This window comes from Planktothrix sp. FACHB-1365 (assembly GCF_014697575.1).
Lineage (GTDB): Bacteria > Cyanobacteriota > Cyanobacteriia > Cyanobacteriales > Microcoleaceae > Planktothrix.
In genome coordinates, this window is record NZ_JACJSC010000004.1 from 16,374 (window position 1) to 35,833 (window position 19,460).

Sequence of the window (19,460 nt, forward strand, 5' to 3'; positions counted from 1 at the left end):
AATTCGTAATTCCCTGTTCCCTCTAATAAATTTGTTTTCTCATCACCAAACAATTGCGTTGATCATCTAACCGTGTATAATACAATTCATCCGTTAATTTAGACATAAAAATCAGTCCTCGTCCGCCTTCATGTTCTAACGGGTCAGCGTGCATTTCACTCATCGTCTCTAGGGCTTTTTCTAAGTTAAAAGGTTCTCCCCAGTCCCAAATTCGCATTTCAATCCAGGGGGAAAAAACCTTAACTTCTAACTCAATAGGTGTCGTTTCAGGTAAGGTACGGTGAGCATGGCGCACAGCGTTTGTAAAACCTTCCGTTAAAGCAATTTGACACTTATGAAAAATATCTGAAGGCAGAAAAGTAGAGGTGATTCTGTCAAACCACTTTAACACATCTTCTAAGGCGGTTAAGGAGGTTTTCACCTGAAGATTAGATTGTGCTAGTAGCGCTTCATTACTCATCAATTCTCTACATAGCACCGCTATTTTTGTGAAATACAACCATTATAGTTTTGGCAATTAACTTCATGTCGTACATTAAACTCCAATTTTCTTGATACTTCAAATCTAAACGAATAATATCCTCAAAATTTTTAACTTGAGAGCGACCATTTACTTGCCATTCTCCCGTCATTCCCGGCTTGACATCTAATCTTTGCCATTGAGGAACTTCATAACGTTCTACCTCATCCGGTGTAGGCGGACGAGTACCCACTAAACTCATTTCACCCTTTAAAACATTCCAAAATTGCGGTAATTCATCTAAACTGGTTCGCCGTAAAAACTGACCCACTTTGGTAATTCGAGGGTCATTATCATTCTTGAAAATAGCCCCTTGTGCTTGATTGGGAATTTTATCTTTTAGTGCTTCTGCATTGCTACACATGGAACGAAACTTCCAAATGCGAAATCGTTTTCCCATCCACCCACAACGCACTTGACCAAAGAAAATCGGCCCCGGACTATCTAAACGAATGGCAAGAATAATCGGAACTGCTAAGATTGATGTAATTCCTAAACCCACAAGGGCACCCACAACATCAATGAATCGCTTCAACCAAGACCTAATAGACGGATGAGTCACAGGAAGGCGATTTTCTCCGCGAACTTTTTCCTTGAGTACGTCGTCCGCACTCGGAGGTTCTATGGTTAACACTTGGTCGAGGGAAGTGAGGGAAAAAACAGCCATCACTTGAGAGCCAACGGATTTTAATACTAAGTCAATACCTTTGGCTTTTGTTGTTTTTAGATTGCTAATCAGTGCACCAATTCCGCTACTATCAATAAATATAGTCTGGCTAAAATCCAAAATAATTTTTTTCGGCGGAGGATTGAGAGAAATAACATCCTGACAGGTCGTTTTAAAGGAAACCGCCTCTAACACACTTAAACGTTCCGGTAAGCGAACAGAGACGATCTCTCCTGCTAGGGTAATGTGAAATTTTTCCTCTGGAATTTGACCAACCATCTCCATGATTTGCTGGGTAGTTGTTGTTAATTTGACTGCTGTATTTTGACGATACCGACAAAGAATTGAGAAAGAGGCTGAATTATAGTGGAAAATTGTGGTAGATTTACCTCTTTCTAGTGTGACAATTGCACCCCTGGTAAAAATCTCTATTATTTTAAGATCCAGAATGATTCTATCCTAAAATTTCTCCAACCGCCAGACGGGTTCCGTTTGCAAAATCCAAACCAGATTGTACTCGTTTCCCGGCTAATTGTACTTCTGTCAATAGTAGTAATCCTGCACCCGTTTGCACCACTGGCCCAAAACGTTTAACTAAAGCGACTACTTCTCCCGGTTGTCCTGAAAGTTGAGATAAATAAGGCCATTGTTGTTGCAAATTTTGGTATTCCGGGGGAAATTGAGATTGATATTCTGGCATTAAGGGTACAGTAGCACAAACTTTCAAGGGTTTATCCCGAAATGATGTGATACAGTTGGGGTAAAAGCCTCGAATTTGATGATGTAATGCGATCGCAGATCGATGCCAATCTAAATGATAATCTTGATCTTTAATTAAAGGGGCATAAGTTGCCAAGGCTTGATCTTGAGGAATCGGTTGAATTTCTCCTCTGTCTAATTTTACTAACGTTTCTACTAATAAATCAGCCCCCAATTGGGCTAAACGTTGTCCTAAATCCGTTGCATTTTCTAATAGTCCAATGGGTGTCACCACTTTTAATAACATCGGCCCAGTGTCCATCCCTGCATCCATTAACATAGAAGTCATTCCCGTTTCCTCTTCCCCATGATATAAACACCATTGAATCGGGGCGGCTCCGCGATATTTGGGTAAAATTGAGCCATGACCATTCACACATCCCAACCGAGGCATATCCAGAATTTCTGGGGATAAAATTTGTCCATAAGCCACCACCACAAAAACATCCGCCTGAGCTTCTCGCAATAGATTTAAGGTGTTTTGATCTTTTTTCACCCGTTTGGGCTGCCAAATCGATAATTGATGGGTTTCTGCTAATATTTTGACCGGAGAAGGGGTCAATTGACTCCCCCGACCTCGGCGTTTATCCGGTTGAGTCACAACGGCTAAAACGTCAAATTCAGGGTGGTCTAACAACCGTTCTAAACTCGGAACTGCAAATTGAGGTGTACCAAAAAAAACAATTTTCATTATCTTGTAATCAGTTATCAGTTATCAGTTATCAGTTATCAGTTTAAGAGTGAATCCTTGATTATTTCTAGGGTGTAATAGCGACTTCAATCCGTCGATTGAGTTGGCGATTATTTTCAGAATTATTATTAACAGTAGGACGATTAGACCCATATCCAATCGCTGACCAGTGATAGTCTGTTCCAGCCGCTTCGGATAAATATTTCATCACCGCTTCTGCACGACTAAAAGATACATCTAAATTTTGTTGAGGATTTCCTTGATTATCCGTATGACCAATCACCCGCACCGCAGCCCCTTTATAAGTTTTAATATCCGTAATAATCGTATCTAAAATCACGTTAGCCCCAGGACGCAAAATTGTACTCCCGACATCAAACAACACATCACTGGGAAACGTAACAATTAAGGTATTAGAATTTTGACGACGTTCCGGCTTTGTGGAAATCCCAGGGGGGAAAGGTTGAGTCGGTTTTTTATTTCCTGACCCAGAAGTTGAAGTTGCAGCCCCTAATTGCTGTTCGAGAATTTGTAAACGTTCCTCCAAAGGTTCCGTCGGACGACTCGATCCCAATTGGGTTTCTAAAGCCGCCGTTTTTCCCATGAGCGTATTTAACTGGCCCTGGAGTTGTTGCAACTGCACCCGCAGTTGTTGACGTTGGGGGTCAGTTAAAGTTTGACTGGGTGTGGGGATCGGTTGAGGGGAAGCAGGACTCGGACTCACCACCGGAGTCGGGATCATTCCCTGGGTACCCCAATTTTGGGTTTTCTCAAGCAACTGTTCTGTTAAGGGAACTTCAGACCGAGAATTCGGATAGACTTGAGCAATTGCCATCCCCACAAACCAAGCCAGCACTGAACCCACCGTCAACAGCAGGAGGTTAAACACCATTGTTCCCACAAACAATAGGCCGTTAAATCGGCGAGGGGGAGGAGGGGTCGGCGGTTGAATTCGTGGCTTTGCAGATTTTGTCATCAATTAATCTCCTTAATCAGTTATCAGTTATCAGTTATCAGTTATCAGTTATCAGTAGAGACGTGCCATGGCGCGTCTGTACCAGTTATCAGTTATCAGTTATCAATTGGTAACTAACAAGCTGTTAAATCTCAATGACATGATCAATTAATAACTATTAAGGATTAATTAATAATTATTAACTATTAACTCATGACTTCTGACTGATAACTGGCTACTGATTATTAATACCTGATAAAGTCTGAACCTCCAAACTGTCATCAGGATTAAATGTGACTTGAAAATCTGCTAAGGGTTCATTGATGGGACGATTCCCAACAGGTTTATATAATAAATCCGGTAATGGGGTTTGTTTTGTTTCCGTTTCTGTTGCCGGATTTAAAGATTTATAACCCACAATTGCCCCATCTTTTGCCACACTCACCCGATAAACTAAGGGGACTTTCACATCCGCCGCAGGTATCCAAGCTTTAACCAATTTTTCATCGAGTTGAGCTTTTAAATCGTTGAGTTCTTGAACATCAGTAATGGGCTGTGGACTAGACAGATTAGACGCTAAAGGTGCTTCCGGTGTCACTGGACTTGGTGAACCCGTTGGGGGGGACGCGCTGGGTGTGGGAATGGTTTCCGTCTGTGCTTGGGGTTGTGGTTTCGGGTCTTGAGGTCGTTTGACATCGGGAATGGGCAAAGCAAACACAGCTAAAGCCGTTAATACCAGACTCGATACCCCAATAGCTGCGGGCTTCACCCGTTGAGCAACAGGTTGTTCCGGTTTCAGATAACGTTTAGAAAGCGGTTTTAACTGGAGAGATAATTCAGGTAAAGTCTGGCTATCCGCTAAAAACTGATCGATTGCTTCAACCAGGTCAAATAATTGTACCGTTGTTAAATCCACCGTAACGGTTGGAGAATCAGGTAAAGAAGACCCCTCAGAGGGAGTTTCCTCCGAAGACTCATAAACCCTTAACTGATGTAACTCTCCTCCGATGGGGCGCAATTCCACCAACTCCGGCTTGGCGTGAGGTCGTTCAGGGGGAATGAGTCCACTCAGGAACCCTTGAGCGTAGCGACTGACCTGTCGTACCAAGCTCTCAAAAAACTCCCGTCCCCCGGTAATCGGTTGGGGGTAGCCCACAAAATGACATTCTGCATTCATGAGCTTATTTAAACTGGCTCTTCCGTCGGATTTCCCATCGGTTCCTTGGGGTAAGCCCTGCAAAATCAGTTTGCAGTTCGGTAAACTATATTGACGTTCAATCGTCATTCGACTTCTCCATCAAACAAACTAATCCAAAATCGCTGCATTCCAGCCGTACCGGTGCAAAACAGAAGTTTCTCTAATAAACGGATGGCTAAATCGTTTAACTTCTCATCAGAACTATAAGCCATTACCAACGCCCGTCGGGGATTCATGCGACTGCGGAAATGTACCCGAAATTGGGTTAAGTAGTTGGACAGTTGTAAATGTCGTTCAATCGGAATTTGTTTTTGTTTTAGGGCTTCATAATCCATGAGTAACTGCCGAATTTTGGCGGTTAACCGTCTTCCGAGGTTACAGATAATCACGACTAACGCTTTCGCCTCTAGCAGACTTAGGGTTCGACGCTGACTAAACCTGCGTAACGGGTTGGTACTACGAAGTCGCCATAATTTCACCCGATTTTGAATCACCGTTTGTAAATCGAGTTCTGAGATGATCACCAGCATATGTTCTGCACCACCCAGATATAAGGCTTCAATTGCCAGTAACATCAAATCAATTTCTAACCGGGCTCGACGTGGACATCCGTTCTCAGAAATTGCTAAATCTGGTAAACTGTCCAATATAATTGGGATTGACTGACTTTGGGACTGTTCTAACTGCATTACACTCACTGTTGCTGCGATAGCAGCACAACATTAATTCCAAAATACAAGAGGGAGTCACAGGTTCCATTTGGGCTGGAACAAGTCGCACCCATGATTTCAGATCACAAGCTTCTAGTGTACGCTTTTTAAAGCATCTGTTTTTCTCCTTCAATTTTACTCCTCTTGCCTGGAATAGCTTGACCTCGACTTAGATTGTCCTAGTGAACTGGGGGGCAATCATCACAGCATGAGTCTGTTTAACGGATAATTCCAACAGAATCCAAAAAAATTATTAACACAACATTGCTATTTGTAACAGCGTTTTAAAGTAAACACAGGTTAAGCAAAAATACTCTTCCTGCTTTTTCCAACTGCCTCAGCCTTGGAGGTTGTTTTAGTGTCGTGGCTCATAGATACAAAATGCAGAAAATTAGTTCAAAAGAATTACTGGATTTATATAACGATGGGAAACGGGACTTTGGTGCCCTAGATTTAAGTGGGTCAGATTTATTTGAAGCCAACTTAGAAGAGATTGACTTGGCAGGCAGCAACTTAAACGGGATTTATATGCCCTATTCTAATCTGAGTTACGCTAACTTACACCAAACTCAACTTCAAGATGCCCAACTCGGAGATACCCAACTTTACCAAGTGGATTTATCCGAAGCCAACCTTCAAGGTAGCAGTTTATCTCGATGTAACCTCCGCCATGCAGATTTACGCGGTGCGAATTTGCAACATTGTAATTTACAAGGAGCCGATTTATATAATGCCAATTTGACAGAAGCTGACTTAAGATTTTCTAATTTAAGTAATGCTAATTTGGAAAATGCTAAGTTAACTAATGCTCAATTAGCAGGCTGCAATTTATTTCGCTCTAAAATGGCTAATTTATCCGATGCTCAATGTGATCATACCACCATAGGGCCCGATGGATATTAATCAGTTATCAGTTGTCAGTTATCAGTTGTCAGTTATCAATTTGAGGTTTAATTCTATAATGTCGATAACGACAATAATCTTTGAGAATGCGATCATGATCAAAACATAGGTTTTGGGGAATTTTCCAAGGTTCAAAGAGTTCTAAATTTTTGGCATCATCTGCGGCTTGGGGTTCCCCAATAGCCGTCGCTAAAAAGACAACACTTAAGGTATGTTGACGGGGATCTCGATTCGGATTAGAATAAACATAAAATTGTTCAATTAATTCTATTTCTAATCCCGTTTCTTCTTTGGCTTCTCGAATAGCCGCCGTTTCTACAGATTCTCCATAATCTACAAATCCTCCCGGAATTGCCCACCCAAAGGGCGGATTTTTTCGTTCAATTAATACTATCGGTCGAGCCGGACGATCTATTAATTCAATAATAATATCAACGGTTGGAGTAGGGTTACGATAAGCCATAAATTGATAGTTAAGGGTTAAGGGTTGAAAACCATCGTATTTTTTAATTTAAAGCATTAGATTTGGGTTTTAAAATTGAGGGAATTTTTTGTAAAATTTGGTTACTAATTTCTTCCGGGGTATCACCAGAATTAATCATAATTTCGAGATCGGCTTGAGCATAAAGGGGAGTGCGTTGTTCTAATAAGGTTTGTAATTGTTTTAACGGTTCGGGATGTTGTAATAAAGGTCGGGTTGTATCTTCTTTTAAACGATTATAGAGTTCTTCAACGGGAACATTAAGCCAAATAATAATTCCATGTCGAAGATAACTCCAATTCATCTTTTTCAGAATAATTCCTCCCCCTGTAGAAATCACAAATTTTTGATAAGCACAAAGTTGGGATAAAACCTGAGATTCTATATCTCTAAAAGCTTCTTCACCTTCGGTGGCAAAAATCTCAGCAATAGATTGATTGGCTACTTTACTAATCAACTCATCGGTATCGATAAATCGATAATCTAATTGTTTGGCTAGAATTTGTCCAATGGTAGTTTTACCCGACCCCATCATTCCAATTAAATATAGATTAATTCCTTGTAACTGTTCTTGCAAAATTTATAGCTCCCTTTCAACTCAATATCTAATTCTATCATTAAACGAGATTTTATTAATAAAAACCAGCTTCAACCCCCTGTAATTTCAAGTTTATTTTCGATAAGGTTCATCACTCTCGTCTTCATCTAATCCCCAATCTTCATCATCATCCTGAGTCGGATAATGGGGCGGTTCAATATCATTTTGGATTTTAGTTTGAGGAGGAGGGGTAATAATCCGATAATCAGCATCATAAATCGTTTCTACTTTCCCAACTCCGGTACTACTTGCATCTCCTCGATAACCATAGGAATAAACCGAACCTGACCAAGATTCTGATTTAGGTTGTTGTTCGGTTTCATAAACTTTAGATTCAGAATCAGGGGAATTGTTACTATAGGATGAGTTTGAAGCGGGTTGAGAAACTGATGGTTTTTCTTCTGCGTCCCAGGAGGGATTAAAGGGTTTTACTTTTGTCTCCCAATCATCATTGGAACCCTCGCCATCAGATGTTTCTGGTTCCGAATTGCTAACGGAATCATAGCGGGTATAAACTGACGGTTGAGGCGGTTCAGGGGGCGGAGAAGTATAACCCCAAGAAGCATTACGGTCAGGTTCTACAGGCGGTTTAGAAGATCCTTGAAAGGTAGTTGAAGCCTTCAGATTCGTATTAGAGAATTGGAATAATTGGGCAATCATCCAATAAGTTAATATTCCGGCGGTAATTGCAATTAAAATCCACAGAGAAAGCGGTAAGGCAGGTAGTTGATTTCCTAAGAAAATTAAAGGTAAGGATGGCGTTAGATTTTGAATCGTAAAGATCGCCAAGCCTCCCACAAGAATTAGTAAAGTAATCAGTTGTGTAATAGACATTTTTTAAAAGTCAAAAGAAGGACGGTTGTAGAGACGTGCCATGGCACGTCTCTACAGGGGATTGTATCGACAAAATTAAGCTTTAAGGAAAATAAGGTTCATCGTTGTCATCTGACGCTTCACTGCCTCCACCAACAGCAACTAAATCAATTTGTTGACGATAGTAGTCTACACTTTTCACCTGAACTTCGACATTATCCCCTAGACGGTATTGATTGCGATTTTTGCGACCGACTAAGGTTTGTTGGCGAGAACGGTATTCATACCAGTCATCTTTGAGAGAGGAAACATGAACCAGTCCTTCCACCCGTAACATTGTGCCACCAGGGGACTGTACCTCAATTTCCACAAAGAATCCATAGGACTGAACCCCAGTAATTAACCCGATGAAGTTTTGACCCGTGCGTTCCTTCATGAACCCGGTTTTCTTGAGTCCTTCTAAGTCTTCCTCCGCATCCACCGCAACGCTTTCCCGTTCACTCAGATGCACCACTAACTGGGTAAACTGACTTTCTAACTCATGCTGAATTTCCGGGGGAAGCACATTCCAGCTAATTTTGCCATGACAGGAAGAATGTCCCAACTCCACCCGATCTTTCGCACGAGTTGAACGACGATCTCGTCCTTCGTCAAATACCGTTTTGAGTACCCGCAAAATCTGTAAATCGCAATAGCGAGACAAAGGGGAAGTGCAATGGGTATAACAGGGAAGTGCTAACCCAAAATGCAGTTTAGCGGTGGTACTGTAAACCGCAGGTTTGAGGGTTTCTTCTAATAAATAACTTAAAACCCGTTCGGCTCGACTATTGGCTAATTCTTCGGTAAATTCTTGGAAGGTACTCGGTTGAACTTCTTCGTCTTCTTCCAAAAACAATTCCGTCCCCAAATGGGTCGATAATTTTGCTAACTCTGACACATCGGATGATTCTGGTGGCGGTTGAACCCGATAAATCGCTGGAACCCCCAAGGTGTGTAAATGACTAGCGACAATTTGATTCGCTAATACCGTTAATTCGGAAATCATCGCCCGGGCAGGAGACAATGAAGATAGAACAATCGGCCCTAATTCCCCTTCATCATTAAAGTGGCAATGGGTATCGGGTAAATTGAGTTCAAAACTGCCCCGTTCTAGGCGAATTTGGCGCACAGCCCGACTCAGTTCTAACAAATTTTCTAAAACGTTGGCAAAGGGAGAGGGTTCACCATCGAGAATGGCCTGAGCTTGTTCAAAGGTGAGTTGATGATCCACCCGTACCACACTGGGTTGGATGTCGTATTCAACAACTCGTCCGGCCATATCCAACGTAATCATAATGGATAGGGTTAATCGTTCCTCATTGGGAACTAAGGCCAAACGTTCGCAACACAGGGTTTCAGGATAAATGGGAATCAGTTTATCCGCTAAATAAATCGCCGTTCCCCGTTTACGCGCTTCTCGATCCAGATCGCTATCGGGGAGAATATAATGGGCAGCATCCGCTAAATGTATCCCTAACTGCCACTGATCAGATTTCGTTTGTTCGATGCTAAAGGCATGATCAATGCAGGGGAGACGGTGGGGCGGTTCGGAATCTTTGAAAACCGAAAATTCCGGGTTTCCTGAATCGGGTTGAAAACTAATGGTTAAGACATTGCGAATATCAGCCCGATTTTTGAGATCAGTTTTTTTCAAGGTGCTAGAAATAGCTTCGGCTTCTCGTAAGGCTCCGGCGGGCCATTTTCGCGGTAAATCATGTTTACAACAAACAATATCTAAATCATCCGCATCTTCCGCATCAGAACCCAGAATTTGAACCACATGACCCATGGGACGATGGACACCAATGGGATAGCGTAAGACCTCAACATGAACTAAATGATCGACCGCTCCACTTAATTCTTCAGGATCATTAATTAAATCTAATTCAAATAACAAACGGTCGTCTAAGGGAACCGCCCGATAACCTGTTTTGGTTTGTTTAATTCTCGCTAAAACCGAAGGATTGGCTCGTTCTAAAATTAGATAAACTTCTCCTTCGGGTGAACGGCGGCGGCTTCCTTCTTTTATAATCCTAACCAGAACGCGATCGCCATTCCAAGCGGTACTCAGATGACTTTCTCGAATATAAACATCTTCTGCTCCTTCAGCATCTTGAATGGCAAAACAGAAGCCTTTACTCGAACATCTGAGTTTCGCTTCCACAATTCCTTCTTCGGGAATTCGTCGATAGCGACCCTTATCTTTTTCTAAAATACCAATCCGTTCTAACGCATCCAAAGCAATCTGAAATCTACGGAGACTTTCCTCGTCGGGAGCGAGTTTTTTTTCTAGCGCTTTGGGGGCGACTAATTTATCATCGGAAAAATAAGCTAACAGTGTAGCGATTGAAAATTCCATGTAGCGATTAATCCTCGTTGTCTGAATTTAGGCCAGTGGTCAGTGTCGCAACCGTAATCATAAGAAAAAAATGGGAAGTTTGGAAACCCCATTGAGGAGGTGTAGGAATTCCTCAGTGGCTCATCGCAGAACCCCATCAAGGACAGTGTTACAATGAGGAATGCGGAAAGCGGTCTGTCGGATGATAGATGCGAAAGGCTTTGGATTAGACCGTAACATCTATTGCCTTCAAGCCAACTAACTCTGAGCGTATGGAATAGCACCCAATGTTGATTCCCTTGGTGCTGTCGGGATAGGGTACAGAATTTGTGACGTATGGCTGCGTAAATGACTAATTTTTAAGTATATCGTAGTTTGTTTAGGAAATTTTAATCATGCTGTCTCAATTAAGAACTCGTTATCCTACAGGAAGTTTAATTTCTGAGTTACTGACGATTTATCAAGGAAAATATGTGGTTCGCGCCGTTGTCCAAGTGGAGGGTGTAATCTTGACAACGGGATTAGCGGCGGCGGATACTGTTGAATTGGCAGAAGATCAAGCGAAGAAACGAGCTATTCAAGCGCTGGAACTGGACACAACCCTCCCTAAACTTTCGAGTTCAACTGAACCGTTGAAACCTGGGGTGATGGAGGTTAAGAATCAAGTTGTTAGTCCTCCCCCTTTACCCTCAGAACCTGTGAAAATTGAGAGTCCTTCCCCGGTGTCGTCTGGGGTTGTTTCCTCAGAAACCCTGAATGTGAGGATGGCGGAGTCTTCTTCCTTAACTTCGGATGACTGGTTATCAGCAACCTATATCCAACCTAAAACGGAAAAACAACCCTCCAGTTCTGAGAAAGAAACACAATCATCTCCTGCTAAGGGGTCTAAAGGACGGAGTGCGTCTTTACCCCCGATTCCCACCGCAACAACAGAAGCAGTTTCGACTTATAATGATGAACCGGAATTGAGTAGTCCAGCACCTGCAAGTCGTCCCCTGGAAACAACGGATTTTTCCTCAGATATTGCCAAAACGGATATTGAATTAAAGCGCTTAGGTTGGACTCCTGAACAGGGTTCTGCCTATTTACAAAAAACCTATGGAAAGCGTTCTCGCCGTTTATTAACGGATGCAGAATTATTGGATTTTCTGCATTATTTAGAGTCTCTTTCTACACCCACAACGGTAGAACCATAAGGGGAATTTGACCCGAAGAATTAAAAGTCAGAGCAGGAGATTATATGAAATTCCTAAATGTTTGCTACAAATCCCCCGTGTAGAGACGTTGCATGCAACGTCTCTACACGGGGTTAGGGAGGATCATCTGTAGCATCTATAATGGGATTTCATATTAATTCCGGTGGAATTTCCCTACTCTGATGAGGATCAAACCCCCATCGAGAAAACGACTTTATTTCGGTTGGGAGTTGACTAAAGAAATACAGAACAAGGAAACACTGAACGGTTAAAAATGGGATCGGAATTAATGCAGTTGAAACCGTTATAATTTTTGATAATCAATTGCCCCTTAAAAACGGTAAATCCTGTTTTTAGATTGCCCATTGCCTATTTTATCATAAAACTTAGAAACCCACTTTCTTATTAAAGATCTCCGGGTTTAACCCAAATTTTTGACCACCGAACTTGGTTTCTTCGTGTAAAATTGTAAAATTACCCTTGCTTCCTATCATTAACACTCTATGAAAAGCGCATTTTTAGACCGCCTCCACAGTCCTGAACGTCCCGTTATCGTATTTGACGGAGGAATGGGAACCAACCTACAAACCCAAAACCTGACGGCGGATGACTTTGGCGGAAAAGATTATGAAGGCTGTAATGAATATTTAATTTATACCAAACCGGAAGCCGTTGCAAATGTTCATCGAGGATTTTTAGAAGCAGGTGCAGATGTAATTGAAACTGATACTTTTGGTGCGACTTCGATTGTTTTAGGCGAATATAATTTAGCCGATAAAGCATATCATTTAAACAAAACCGCAGCCGAATTAGCAAAGCGTTTAACTCAGGAATATTCTACACCCGAAAAACCCCGATTTGTTGCAGGTTCAATGGGGCCAGGAACTAAATTACCCACCCTCGGACATATTGATTTTGATACGTTACATCATGCGTTTGCTGAACAAGCCGAGGGATTATTTGATGGAGGTGTGGATTTATTCATCGTTGAAACCTGCCAAGATGTACTGCAAATTAAAGCAGCCTTAAACGGAATTGAAGATGTTTTTGCTAAAAAAGGAGAACGTCGTCCGATTATGGTTTCTGTCACAATGGAATCCTTTGGAACGATGTTAGTCGGGTCAGAAATGAGCGCGGCGTTAACAATTTTAGAACCTTATAAAATTGATATTTTAGGATTAAATTGTGCCACTGGCCCCGATTTAATGAAAGAACATATTCGCTATTTATGTGAACATTCTCCGTTTATTGTGTCTTGTATTCCTAACGCAGGTTTACCCGAAAATATTGGGGGAAAAGCCCATTATAAATTAACGCCAATGGAACTAAGAATGGCGTTGATGCACTTTGTTGAAGATTTAGGAGTTCAAGTCATTGGGGGCTGTTGTGGAACCCGTTATGAGCATATTCAAGCTTTAGCTGAAATTTCCCAAACTCTTAAACCCAAACAACGAGAACCCCAGTTAATTCCGGCGGCGGCTTCTATTTATAGTACCCAAAGTTATGAACAGGAAAACTCGTTTTTAATTATTGGGGAACGTCTCAACGCCAGTGGGTCGAAAAAATGTCGAGATTTACTCAATGCTGAAGACTGGGATGGGTTAGTTTCTTTAGCAAAATCCCAAATCAAAGAAGGAGCACAAATTTTAGACGTTAACGTTGATTATGTAGGACGTGATGGGGTGCGAGATATGCGGGAATTGGTGTCTCGCGTCGTCACTAATGTAAATTTACCCTTGATGTTAGACTCCACAGAATGGCAGAAAATGGAAGCGGGGTTAAAAGTTGCTGGGGGTAAATGTTTACTCAATTCTACCAACTATGAAGACGGGGAAGAACGCTTTTATAAAGTCTTAGAATTAGCGAAAAAATATGGGGCTGCTATTGTGGTAGGAACCATTGACGAAGACGGAATGGCGAGAACGGCTGAGAAGAAGTTTGAAATTGCCAAACGCGCCTATAATGATGCCATTAATTATGGAATTCCAGCCCATGAAATCTTTTTTGACCCTTTAGCATTACCGATTTCTACGGGTATTGAAGAAGACCGAAATAATGGCAAAGCAACAATTGATTCTATTCGTCAAATTTGTCAAGAATTACCCGGATGTCATGTTGTTTTAGGGGTTTCTAATATTTCCTTTGGCTTAAACCCAGCTGCGCGACAAGTGTTAAATTCTGTCTTCCTTCATGAAGCGATGCAAGTGGGGTTAGATTCAGCTATTGTGAGCGCCAATAAGATTTTACCTCTAGCAAAAATAGACCCTGAACATCAAGAGGTTTGCCGCAAATTAATTTATGATCAACGAGAATTTGACGGTGATGTTTGTGTTTATGACCCATTAGGAGAACTCACTAACCTTTTCCAAGGAAAAACCACAAAACGAGATCGCTCAGGAGATGCTAACCTCCCCATAGAAGAACGGTTAAAACGTCATATTATTGACGGAGAACGTATAGGATTAGATGATGCGTTAGCAGAAGCATTGAAACAATATCCGCCTTTGGATATTATCAATAATTTGCTATTAGATGGCATGAAAGTGGTGGGAGAATTGTTTGGGTCAGGACAAATGCAATTACCCTTTGTGTTACAATCTGCCCAAACCATGAAAGCCGCCGTTGCCTATTTAGAACCTTACATGGAGAAATCGGAAACGGGGGATAATTCCAAAGGAACTTTTATCATTGCTACTGTTAAAGGGGATGTGCATGATATAGGTAAAAATTTAGTCGATATTATTTTATCGAATAACGGCTATCGGGTGATTAATTTAGGGATTAAACAACCCGTTGAAAATATTATCAATGCTTACCAAGAACATAAAGCCGACTGTATTGCCATGAGTGGATTATTAGTGAAATCCACCGCCTTTATGAAAGATAATTTAGAGGCATTTAACGAAGCCGGAATCACAGTTCCCGTGATTTTAGGAGGGGCTGCATTAACGCCGAAATTTGTGTATGAAGATTGCCAAAATACCTATAAAGGTCAAGTGATTTATGGAAAAGATGCCTTTTCAGACTTGAACTTTATGGATAAATTGATGCCTGCAAAAAAAGCAGAAAAATGGGATGATGCTCAAGGATTTTTAGGAGAATATGCAGAAGAGAAGAAAATTAAAGTCAAGTTAGAAACGGTTAAACAGGTTTCAGAAACTCCTGAAGAAATTGTCATCGATACCCGACGTTCTGAAGCCGTTGATGTTAATATTCACCGACCTACCCCGCCCTTCTGGGGAACAAAAATCTTACAACCGGAAGATATCTCTTTAGAGGAGGTTTTCTGGTATTTAGATTTACAAGCGTTAGTGGCAGGTCAATGGCAATTCCGCAAACCCAGAGAACAATCACGGGAAGAATACGATGCTTTCTTAGCTGAAAAAGTCTATCCTATTTTAACGGAATGGAAAGCTAAAATTTTAGCAGAAAAATTATTACATCCAACGGTGATTTATGGGTATTTTCCCTGTCAAGCAGAGGATAACTCATTACTCATTTTTGATCCCGAAAATCATCAAAAACAGGTAGCCCGTTTTGACTTTCCTCGACAAAAAGCAGGGCGACGGTTGTGTATTGCGGACTTTTTTGCCCCTAAAGAAAGCGGACAGATTGACGTCTTCCCGATGCAAGCGGTAACAGTGGGAGAAATTGCCACCGAATACGCCCAAAAACTATTTGCAGCCAACGACTATACCAATTATTTGTATTTTCATGGAATGGCTGTGCAAACCGCAGAAGCGGTAGCGGAATGGACTCACGCAAAAATCCGTCGAGAATTAGGGTTTGGCAATGAAGAACCCGATAATGTTCGAGATGTTTTAGCCCAACGTCATCGGGGTTCTCGCTATAGTTTTGGATATCCGGCTTGTCCGAATATTCAAGACCAATATAAACAGGTGGAACTGTTACAAACTGACCGGATTAATATGTTTATGGATGAAAGTGAACAACTCTATCCAGAACAATCTACAACAGCATTTATTACCTATCATCCTGTTTCTAAATACTTCAATCTTTAATCCCTTCTACAATCTTCATTAACCCATTATGAGTTTGATGTGTTAATATGAAGATATCATGCTACTAAAAGGTAGATTAAGTTTTAATAATCTACTTTTTAGAGCATTTTTAAATCTATCAATATTGAGGGTATTGAGGGTTTAAATTTAGATGACTCTAAGCTAAATTTACAGGCTTATTCAGCTTAATAGGATTGATGATTATGACTAGGATAATTGATGTAACTGGACTCAGCGACAAGCAAATTGCACTTGTCGAAGAAATTGTAACAGCACTTCGGTCTGTTCCTGACAATCAACAAATTAATCAAGGAGGTAATGATGACGTAACCGTAACTCCAGAAGATGATGAACTTAGGCAACTTCATGCAGAATTTAGTTGGCTTGTTGCTGATATTGGTGTTAAAGAGGTAGACCTAAGAAAGTTACCCTTTAATTTCAGGGAACAGTTAGTATGAAAACTATCAATACAATTTCACTCGTCTAACGGGGGTGTTGTATCTTTAATTGTTTGACTTTGTTTTTCTTCAATAATTTGTTTAAATCTTTCAAATTTTTCCTGTTTCTCCGTCGGATTTTTAGCCGGATAGAATGTAAGCTCTTTTCTATAGGGTGTCCGACGACGGAATAACACCCGCAAAGCTTCAATATCTTCTTTACCCCGATGTTTTAAAGCATAAGCTCTAAGTTCAGCATTGGTCATGTTTTCAAAATCTGATGTCATAAAAACTCTCAAATTATAGTCTCTCAGTGACTCTCCCAAGAAACGGACTCAATGCAAAACCCGCTTACACCCTCTTAACGAAACGCTCGAATTTGCTTTCGTGAATCCATCTTCCACCACAAGCTTGCTAAGGGTTTTCGCCTTTTGGTGACTTCATAAAAAAAATTCAGCAAAAAGCTTGCATCTTCTAGAGCGTTGTGCTACATTAAGAAATTGTCGGACGCATAGCTCAGTTGGTTAGAGCACCACGTTGACATCGTGGGGGTCACTGGTTCGAGTCCAGTTGTGTCCATCAATGCCACTCTCACCCATAAGTGCCGCCATATCAACATTCTTGTTGATTATCATATTATTTGTCGTCATTCCTGGGTCTATCGCTTAAGCCTCTTTGTCATCCCCCCCAGTTTAAACTTTAAAACTCAATCATAATCTAAAGGGTGGGCATTGCCCACCTTTTTTGATCTTAGAGATTTCGGTTATTTTAAGCGATCGCAATCACTACAATAAAGGCGATCGCAAATAATATAATAAACGTCCAAATAGAATCGGGTTGATTAAGGCGTTTTTGGCGATCGCATCTCAAACACACATAATGATCGGGGTCTTGGGAATTTCTCACCCAATTACAAAAGCGTTCAGGACAGGTCATAAGATTAGGATTTGGGGTAATAATTACAACAGAAACTTGATAGATATTTGACAATATTCGTAGGGGTGAGGCGCGCCTCACCCCTACAGATTTATAGAGAAATAAACAGCATCACACTACCCATGAAATTACCAATTTCTACCGCCATCACGTCTTCATTGCAAACTCGTCCCCAATGACAAACTCGATCTAATAAATAATCTAAATTTTTCGCTAAAGTGGGAGTATCGGTAAAGGATTTAATTAACAAAATATCATCGGGTACTAATTCTTTATAAGAGTTTTCCCAGAGTCCCATAAACCCATTGTGCATTGTGACACCTCCTAAAGTTCGGGTAAAATCAGTGGCTAAAGCTTTACCTTGAGCAAAGTGGCGATCTGGGAAATAGCAAGCGATAAATACTCCTGCAAATTGAATCAAGGCGGGATAATCAACAACTTTAGATAAAACTTGTTCAGGTAAAAATTCATTGGCTGGGGTAATCATAGAGGCATTTTTTTGTTCCATTGCCATTTTTATTGTTGGGTCGTTTTGGGCAAGTTCATTGAGAATATTTTGAATTGATTGCATGGTTTTGTTCCTCGAAACGTTAATTTTTGCTGTTGCAGTTCTTTAGAATCACTTCAGCTATAGTGATATTTTCGGAAATTTTAATTTTAATTGGGTTGTAAAATGTAAGCACTTATTTGATGATATTGTTAGATTAAAAATCAGAAAAGTATTAAAATGTAATCCGAAGTTTTGTCACTAATTTTAAAATGTAAGAAAAAGTATGCTGTTGGGATTAGGTAGGCAAAAAGACAAGTTTTTTACTATAATAAAACTGAGGTGAATGAGGCAATGGGTGATGAGTAACAATTCAAGGTTTACTTGGGATGAAGCAAAAATGATCGCTAATCAGATTCTTAAAGAAAAATATGGGTTGATGAATGAACTAGAAATTGCTATTCTTCAAGCCGTTTGGAATCATGAAGGTTATCCACAAGTTGCGGCTAAAGAATATAAGGATTATACTTATATAAGAGGAGTCGCAAGTGATTTGTGGAAAAAATTATCCGATATTTGGGGAGTAAAAGTAACTCGAAAAAAAGTTATAAATGGTTTAGAACAGGAATGGTTGAAAAGCCAAAATACTAAATTTATTAGTGACGGGGGAGACAATAATTTAATTTTAGAATCTCCTGATGATGGGCCAGTTGGTTTAAATTCTGCGTTTTATATGGTAAGAGGTTATACGGAAACAGACTGTTATCAACAACTTGAAAAATCAGGGGCGTTATTGAGAATTAAAGCCCCCTCTAAGATGGGAAAAACCTCGTTATTGATTCGGATTTTACATCATGCTGAAGAACAAGATTATGAAATTGTTAGACTAAATTTAAGGGATATTGGAGTTTCTATTTTAGAAAATAAATCGGATTTCTTGAAATGGTTCTTTGAAAACATCTGTGAACAGCTTGAACTCGATTGTCAATGGATTGAATCTTTAGATTTTACTGAGTCTAAATGTAAGTTAAAATTTCAACTTAAAATCTTAAAAGAGATCGAAAAACCTATTGTTTTAATCCTAGAAGAACTTGAACAGGTATTTCCTTATACTGAAACTGTTACTATTTTTGCCAGTTTATTGCGAAGTTGGCATGAAGAATCGAAAAAAATGGAGATTTGGAAAAAGCTACGGATGGTTTTATTATATTCAACGAATATTTATGTTAAATTACCGGATAAGCAATCTCCTTTTAATGTAGGTTTTACCGTAGATTTAACAGAATTTAATCCTAAAGCGGTGCAAGATTTAGCGGTACGTCATCAGTTAAAATTAACAGAAAATCAAATTAATCAACTGATGACAATCATTGGGGGGTTTCCTTATTTGGTGCGGTTGGCGTTTTACCGTTTAGCTCGTCAAGAAATTACCTTTGAACACTTATTAACAACAACATCAAAGGATGATGGGATTTATGGTCAGTATTTAAGGAATCACTGGGCAGATTTACAAGATAATATTGAGTTAAAAACTGCATTTAGTCAGGTGATTATGTCCGATAATCCCGTTAAGCTAGAACAAATATTAGAGTTTAAATTATTAGCAACTTCATTAGTTAAATATGAAGGAAATAGTTTGATTCCCAGTTGTCAGTTATATCGAGATTATTTTCGAGAAAAATTCCTGTAGGGGTGGGTTCAATATCATGG

18 protein-coding genes and 1 tRNA gene are annotated in these 19,460 nt (G+C 40.3%); 6 read left to right on the top strand and 13 right to left on the bottom strand.

The window, feature by feature from the left end; all coding sequences use genetic code 11:
* Positions 1 to 22: 22 nt before the first annotated feature.
* From H6G57_RS07505 to H6G57_RS07530, 6 genes are all read right to left on the bottom strand, one after another.
* Entirely contained in the window at positions 23 to 460 is a 438-nt protein-coding gene (locus H6G57_RS07505; RefSeq protein ID WP_190517344.1) for an ATP-binding protein, read from the bottom strand.
* A gap of 7 nt (positions 461 to 467) precedes the next feature.
* Positions 468 to 1,466: a sugar transferase gene (locus H6G57_RS07510; RefSeq protein ID WP_190517346.1), complete on the bottom strand. Its 999-nt coding sequence runs from the start codon at positions 1,464 to 1,466 to the stop codon at positions 468 to 470.
* A gap of 175 nt (positions 1,467 to 1,641) precedes the next feature.
* On the bottom strand, positions 1,642 to 2,637 hold the full coding sequence (gene fmt, locus H6G57_RS07515; RefSeq protein WP_190517347.1) for a methionyl-tRNA formyltransferase: 996 nt from the start codon (positions 2,635 to 2,637) through the stop codon (positions 1,642 to 1,644).
* A gap of 67 nt (positions 2,638 to 2,704) precedes the next feature.
* Positions 2,705 to 3,613, bottom strand: coding sequence for an OmpA family protein (locus H6G57_RS07520; RefSeq protein WP_190517349.1), 909 nt, complete (start codon positions 3,611 to 3,613; stop codon positions 2,705 to 2,707).
* A gap of 214 nt (positions 3,614 to 3,827) precedes the next feature.
* Entirely contained in the window at positions 3,828 to 4,877 is a 1,050-nt protein-coding gene (locus H6G57_RS07525; RefSeq protein WP_190517351.1) for a DUF4335 domain-containing protein, read from the bottom strand.
* Complete coding sequence (locus H6G57_RS07530) at positions 4,874 to 5,479, bottom strand: DUF3038 domain-containing protein (protein ID WP_190517353.1); 606 nt, start codon at positions 5,477 to 5,479, stop codon at positions 4,874 to 4,876. The genes H6G57_RS07525 and H6G57_RS07530 overlap by 4 nt, the downstream gene beginning before the upstream one ends.
* Positions 5,480 to 5,881: 402 nt before the next feature.
* On the opposite strand from H6G57_RS07530, the gene H6G57_RS07535 reads away from it, so the two are divergent.
* A complete protein-coding gene (locus H6G57_RS07535) occupies positions 5,882 to 6,403 on the top strand; it encodes a pentapeptide repeat-containing protein (protein ID WP_190517355.1) in 522 nt (173 codons plus the stop codon).
* Positions 6,404 to 6,431: 28 nt separating this feature from the next.
* On the opposite strand, the gene H6G57_RS07540 is transcribed toward H6G57_RS07535, so the two are convergent.
* The 4 genes from H6G57_RS07540 to H6G57_RS07555 form a co-directional block, all read right to left on the bottom strand.
* Positions 6,432 to 6,866, bottom strand: coding sequence for an NUDIX hydrolase (locus H6G57_RS07540; RefSeq protein WP_190517356.1), 435 nt, complete (start codon positions 6,864 to 6,866; stop codon positions 6,432 to 6,434).
* Between the two features lie 43 nt (positions 6,867 to 6,909).
* Complete coding sequence (locus H6G57_RS07545) at positions 6,910 to 7,461, bottom strand: shikimate kinase (RefSeq protein ID WP_242048899.1); 552 nt, start codon at positions 7,459 to 7,461, stop codon at positions 6,910 to 6,912.
* A gap of 93 nt (positions 7,462 to 7,554) precedes the next feature.
* Positions 7,555 to 8,316, bottom strand: a complete 762-nt coding sequence (locus tag H6G57_RS07550) for a hypothetical protein (RefSeq protein ID WP_190517358.1) — start codon at positions 8,314 to 8,316, stop codon at positions 7,555 to 7,557.
* 82 nt (positions 8,317 to 8,398) lie between these two features.
* Positions 8,399 to 10,693, bottom strand: coding sequence for a ribonuclease R family protein (locus H6G57_RS07555; RefSeq protein ID WP_190517360.1), 2,295 nt, complete (start codon positions 10,691 to 10,693; stop codon positions 8,399 to 8,401).
* Between the two features lie 374 nt (positions 10,694 to 11,067).
* Between H6G57_RS07555 and H6G57_RS07560 the strand changes: the two genes are divergently transcribed.
* The 3 genes from H6G57_RS07560 to H6G57_RS07570 all read left to right on the top strand — a co-directional run bounded on the left by H6G57_RS07560 (position 11,068) and on the right by H6G57_RS07570 (position 16,348).
* Positions 11,068 to 11,868 (top strand): hypothetical protein, encoded by an 801-nt coding sequence (locus H6G57_RS07560; RefSeq protein ID WP_190517362.1) that lies wholly within the window; start codon positions 11,068 to 11,070, stop codon positions 11,866 to 11,868.
* Between the two features lie 503 nt (positions 11,869 to 12,371).
* A complete protein-coding gene (gene metH, locus H6G57_RS07565; RefSeq protein WP_190517364.1) occupies positions 12,372 to 15,890 on the top strand; it encodes a methionine synthase in 3,519 nt (1,172 codons plus the stop codon).
* A gap of 203 nt (positions 15,891 to 16,093) precedes the next feature.
* On the top strand, positions 16,094 to 16,348 hold the full coding sequence (locus tag H6G57_RS07570) for a hypothetical protein (RefSeq protein ID WP_190517365.1): 255 nt from the start codon (positions 16,094 to 16,096) through the stop codon (positions 16,346 to 16,348).
* Positions 16,349 to 16,365: 17 nt separating this feature from the next.
* Here H6G57_RS07570 and H6G57_RS07575 read toward each other — a convergent pair whose 3' ends face one another.
* Complete coding sequence (locus H6G57_RS07575) at positions 16,366 to 16,614, bottom strand: DUF6887 family protein (protein WP_190517367.1); 249 nt, start codon at positions 16,612 to 16,614, stop codon at positions 16,366 to 16,368.
* A 218-nt stretch (positions 16,615 to 16,832) separates the two neighbouring features.
* On the opposite strand from H6G57_RS07575, the gene H6G57_RS07580 reads away from it, so the two are divergent.
* Positions 16,833 to 16,906: transfer RNA gene (locus H6G57_RS07580), tRNA-Val, on the top strand.
* A 189-nt stretch (positions 16,907 to 17,095) separates the two neighbouring features.
* Here H6G57_RS07580 and H6G57_RS07585 read toward each other — a convergent pair.
* Both H6G57_RS07585 and H6G57_RS07590 read right to left on the bottom strand, forming a co-directional pair.
* The gene (locus tag H6G57_RS07585) at positions 17,096 to 17,317 is read right to left on the bottom strand and encodes a hypothetical protein (RefSeq protein ID WP_190517369.1); all 222 of its coding nucleotides are present in this window, start codon (positions 17,315 to 17,317) and stop codon (positions 17,096 to 17,098) included.
* 37 nt (positions 17,318 to 17,354) lie between these two features.
* Positions 17,355 to 17,834 (bottom strand): hypothetical protein, encoded by a 480-nt coding sequence (locus tag H6G57_RS07590; RefSeq protein ID WP_190517371.1) that lies wholly within the window; start codon positions 17,832 to 17,834, stop codon positions 17,355 to 17,357.
* 277 nt (positions 17,835 to 18,111) lie between these two features.
* On the opposite strand from H6G57_RS07590, the gene H6G57_RS07595 reads away from it, so the two are divergent.
* The gene (locus tag H6G57_RS07595) at positions 18,112 to 19,440 is read left to right on the top strand and encodes an AAA-like domain-containing protein (protein ID WP_190517373.1); all 1,329 of its coding nucleotides are present in this window, start codon (positions 18,112 to 18,114) and stop codon (positions 19,438 to 19,440) included.
* Positions 19,441 to 19,460 lie beyond the last annotated feature (20 nt).

What these genes read in the sequence shown, in the direction of transcription:
- H6G57_RS07510 (WP_190517346.1), bottom strand. Translation starts at nt 1,466, where the DNA reads ATGGTTGGTCAAATTCCAGAGGAAAAATTTCACATTACCCTAGCAGGA.
- H6G57_RS07575 (WP_190517367.1), bottom strand. Translation starts at nt 16,614, where the DNA reads ATGACATCAGATTTTGAAAACATGACCAATGCTGAACTTAGAGCTTAT.
- H6G57_RS07550 (WP_190517358.1), bottom strand. Translation starts at nt 8,316, where the DNA reads ATGTCTATTACACAACTGATTACTTTACTAATTCTTGTGGGAGGCTTG.
- H6G57_RS07535 (WP_190517355.1), top strand. Translation starts at nt 5,882, where the DNA reads ATGCAGAAAATTAGTTCAAAAGAATTACTGGATTTATATAACGATGGG.
- H6G57_RS07540 (WP_190517356.1), bottom strand. Translation starts at nt 6,866, where the DNA reads ATGGCTTATCGTAACCCTACTCCAACCGTTGATATTATTATTGAATTA.
- H6G57_RS07530 (WP_190517353.1), bottom strand. Translation starts at nt 5,479, where the DNA reads ATGCAGTTAGAACAGTCCCAAAGTCAGTCAATCCCAATTATATTGGAC.
- H6G57_RS07525 (WP_190517351.1), bottom strand. Translation starts at nt 4,877, where the DNA reads ATGACGATTGAACGTCAATATAGTTTACCGAACTGCAAACTGATTTTG.
- H6G57_RS07505 (WP_190517344.1), bottom strand. Translation starts at nt 460, where the DNA reads ATGAGTAATGAAGCGCTACTAGCACAATCTAATCTTCAGGTGAAAACC.
- fmt (WP_190517347.1), bottom strand. Translation starts at nt 2,637, where the DNA reads ATGAAAATTGTTTTTTTTGGTACACCTCAATTTGCAGTTCCGAGTTTA.
- H6G57_RS07570 (WP_190517365.1), top strand. Translation starts at nt 16,094, where the DNA reads ATGACTAGGATAATTGATGTAACTGGACTCAGCGACAAGCAAATTGCA.
- metH (WP_190517364.1), top strand. Translation starts at nt 12,372, where the DNA reads ATGAAAAGCGCATTTTTAGACCGCCTCCACAGTCCTGAACGTCCCGTT.
- H6G57_RS07555 (WP_190517360.1), bottom strand. Translation starts at nt 10,693, where the DNA reads ATGGAATTTTCAATCGCTACACTGTTAGCTTATTTTTCCGATGATAAA.
- H6G57_RS07595 (WP_190517373.1), top strand. Translation starts at nt 18,112, where the DNA reads ATGAGTAACAATTCAAGGTTTACTTGGGATGAAGCAAAAATGATCGCT.
- H6G57_RS07560 (WP_190517362.1), top strand. Translation starts at nt 11,068, where the DNA reads ATGCTGTCTCAATTAAGAACTCGTTATCCTACAGGAAGTTTAATTTCT.
- H6G57_RS07520 (WP_190517349.1), bottom strand. Translation starts at nt 3,613, where the DNA reads ATGACAAAATCTGCAAAGCCACGAATTCAACCGCCGACCCCTCCTCCC.
- H6G57_RS07590 (WP_190517371.1), bottom strand. Translation starts at nt 17,834, where the DNA reads ATGCAATCAATTCAAAATATTCTCAATGAACTTGCCCAAAACGACCCA.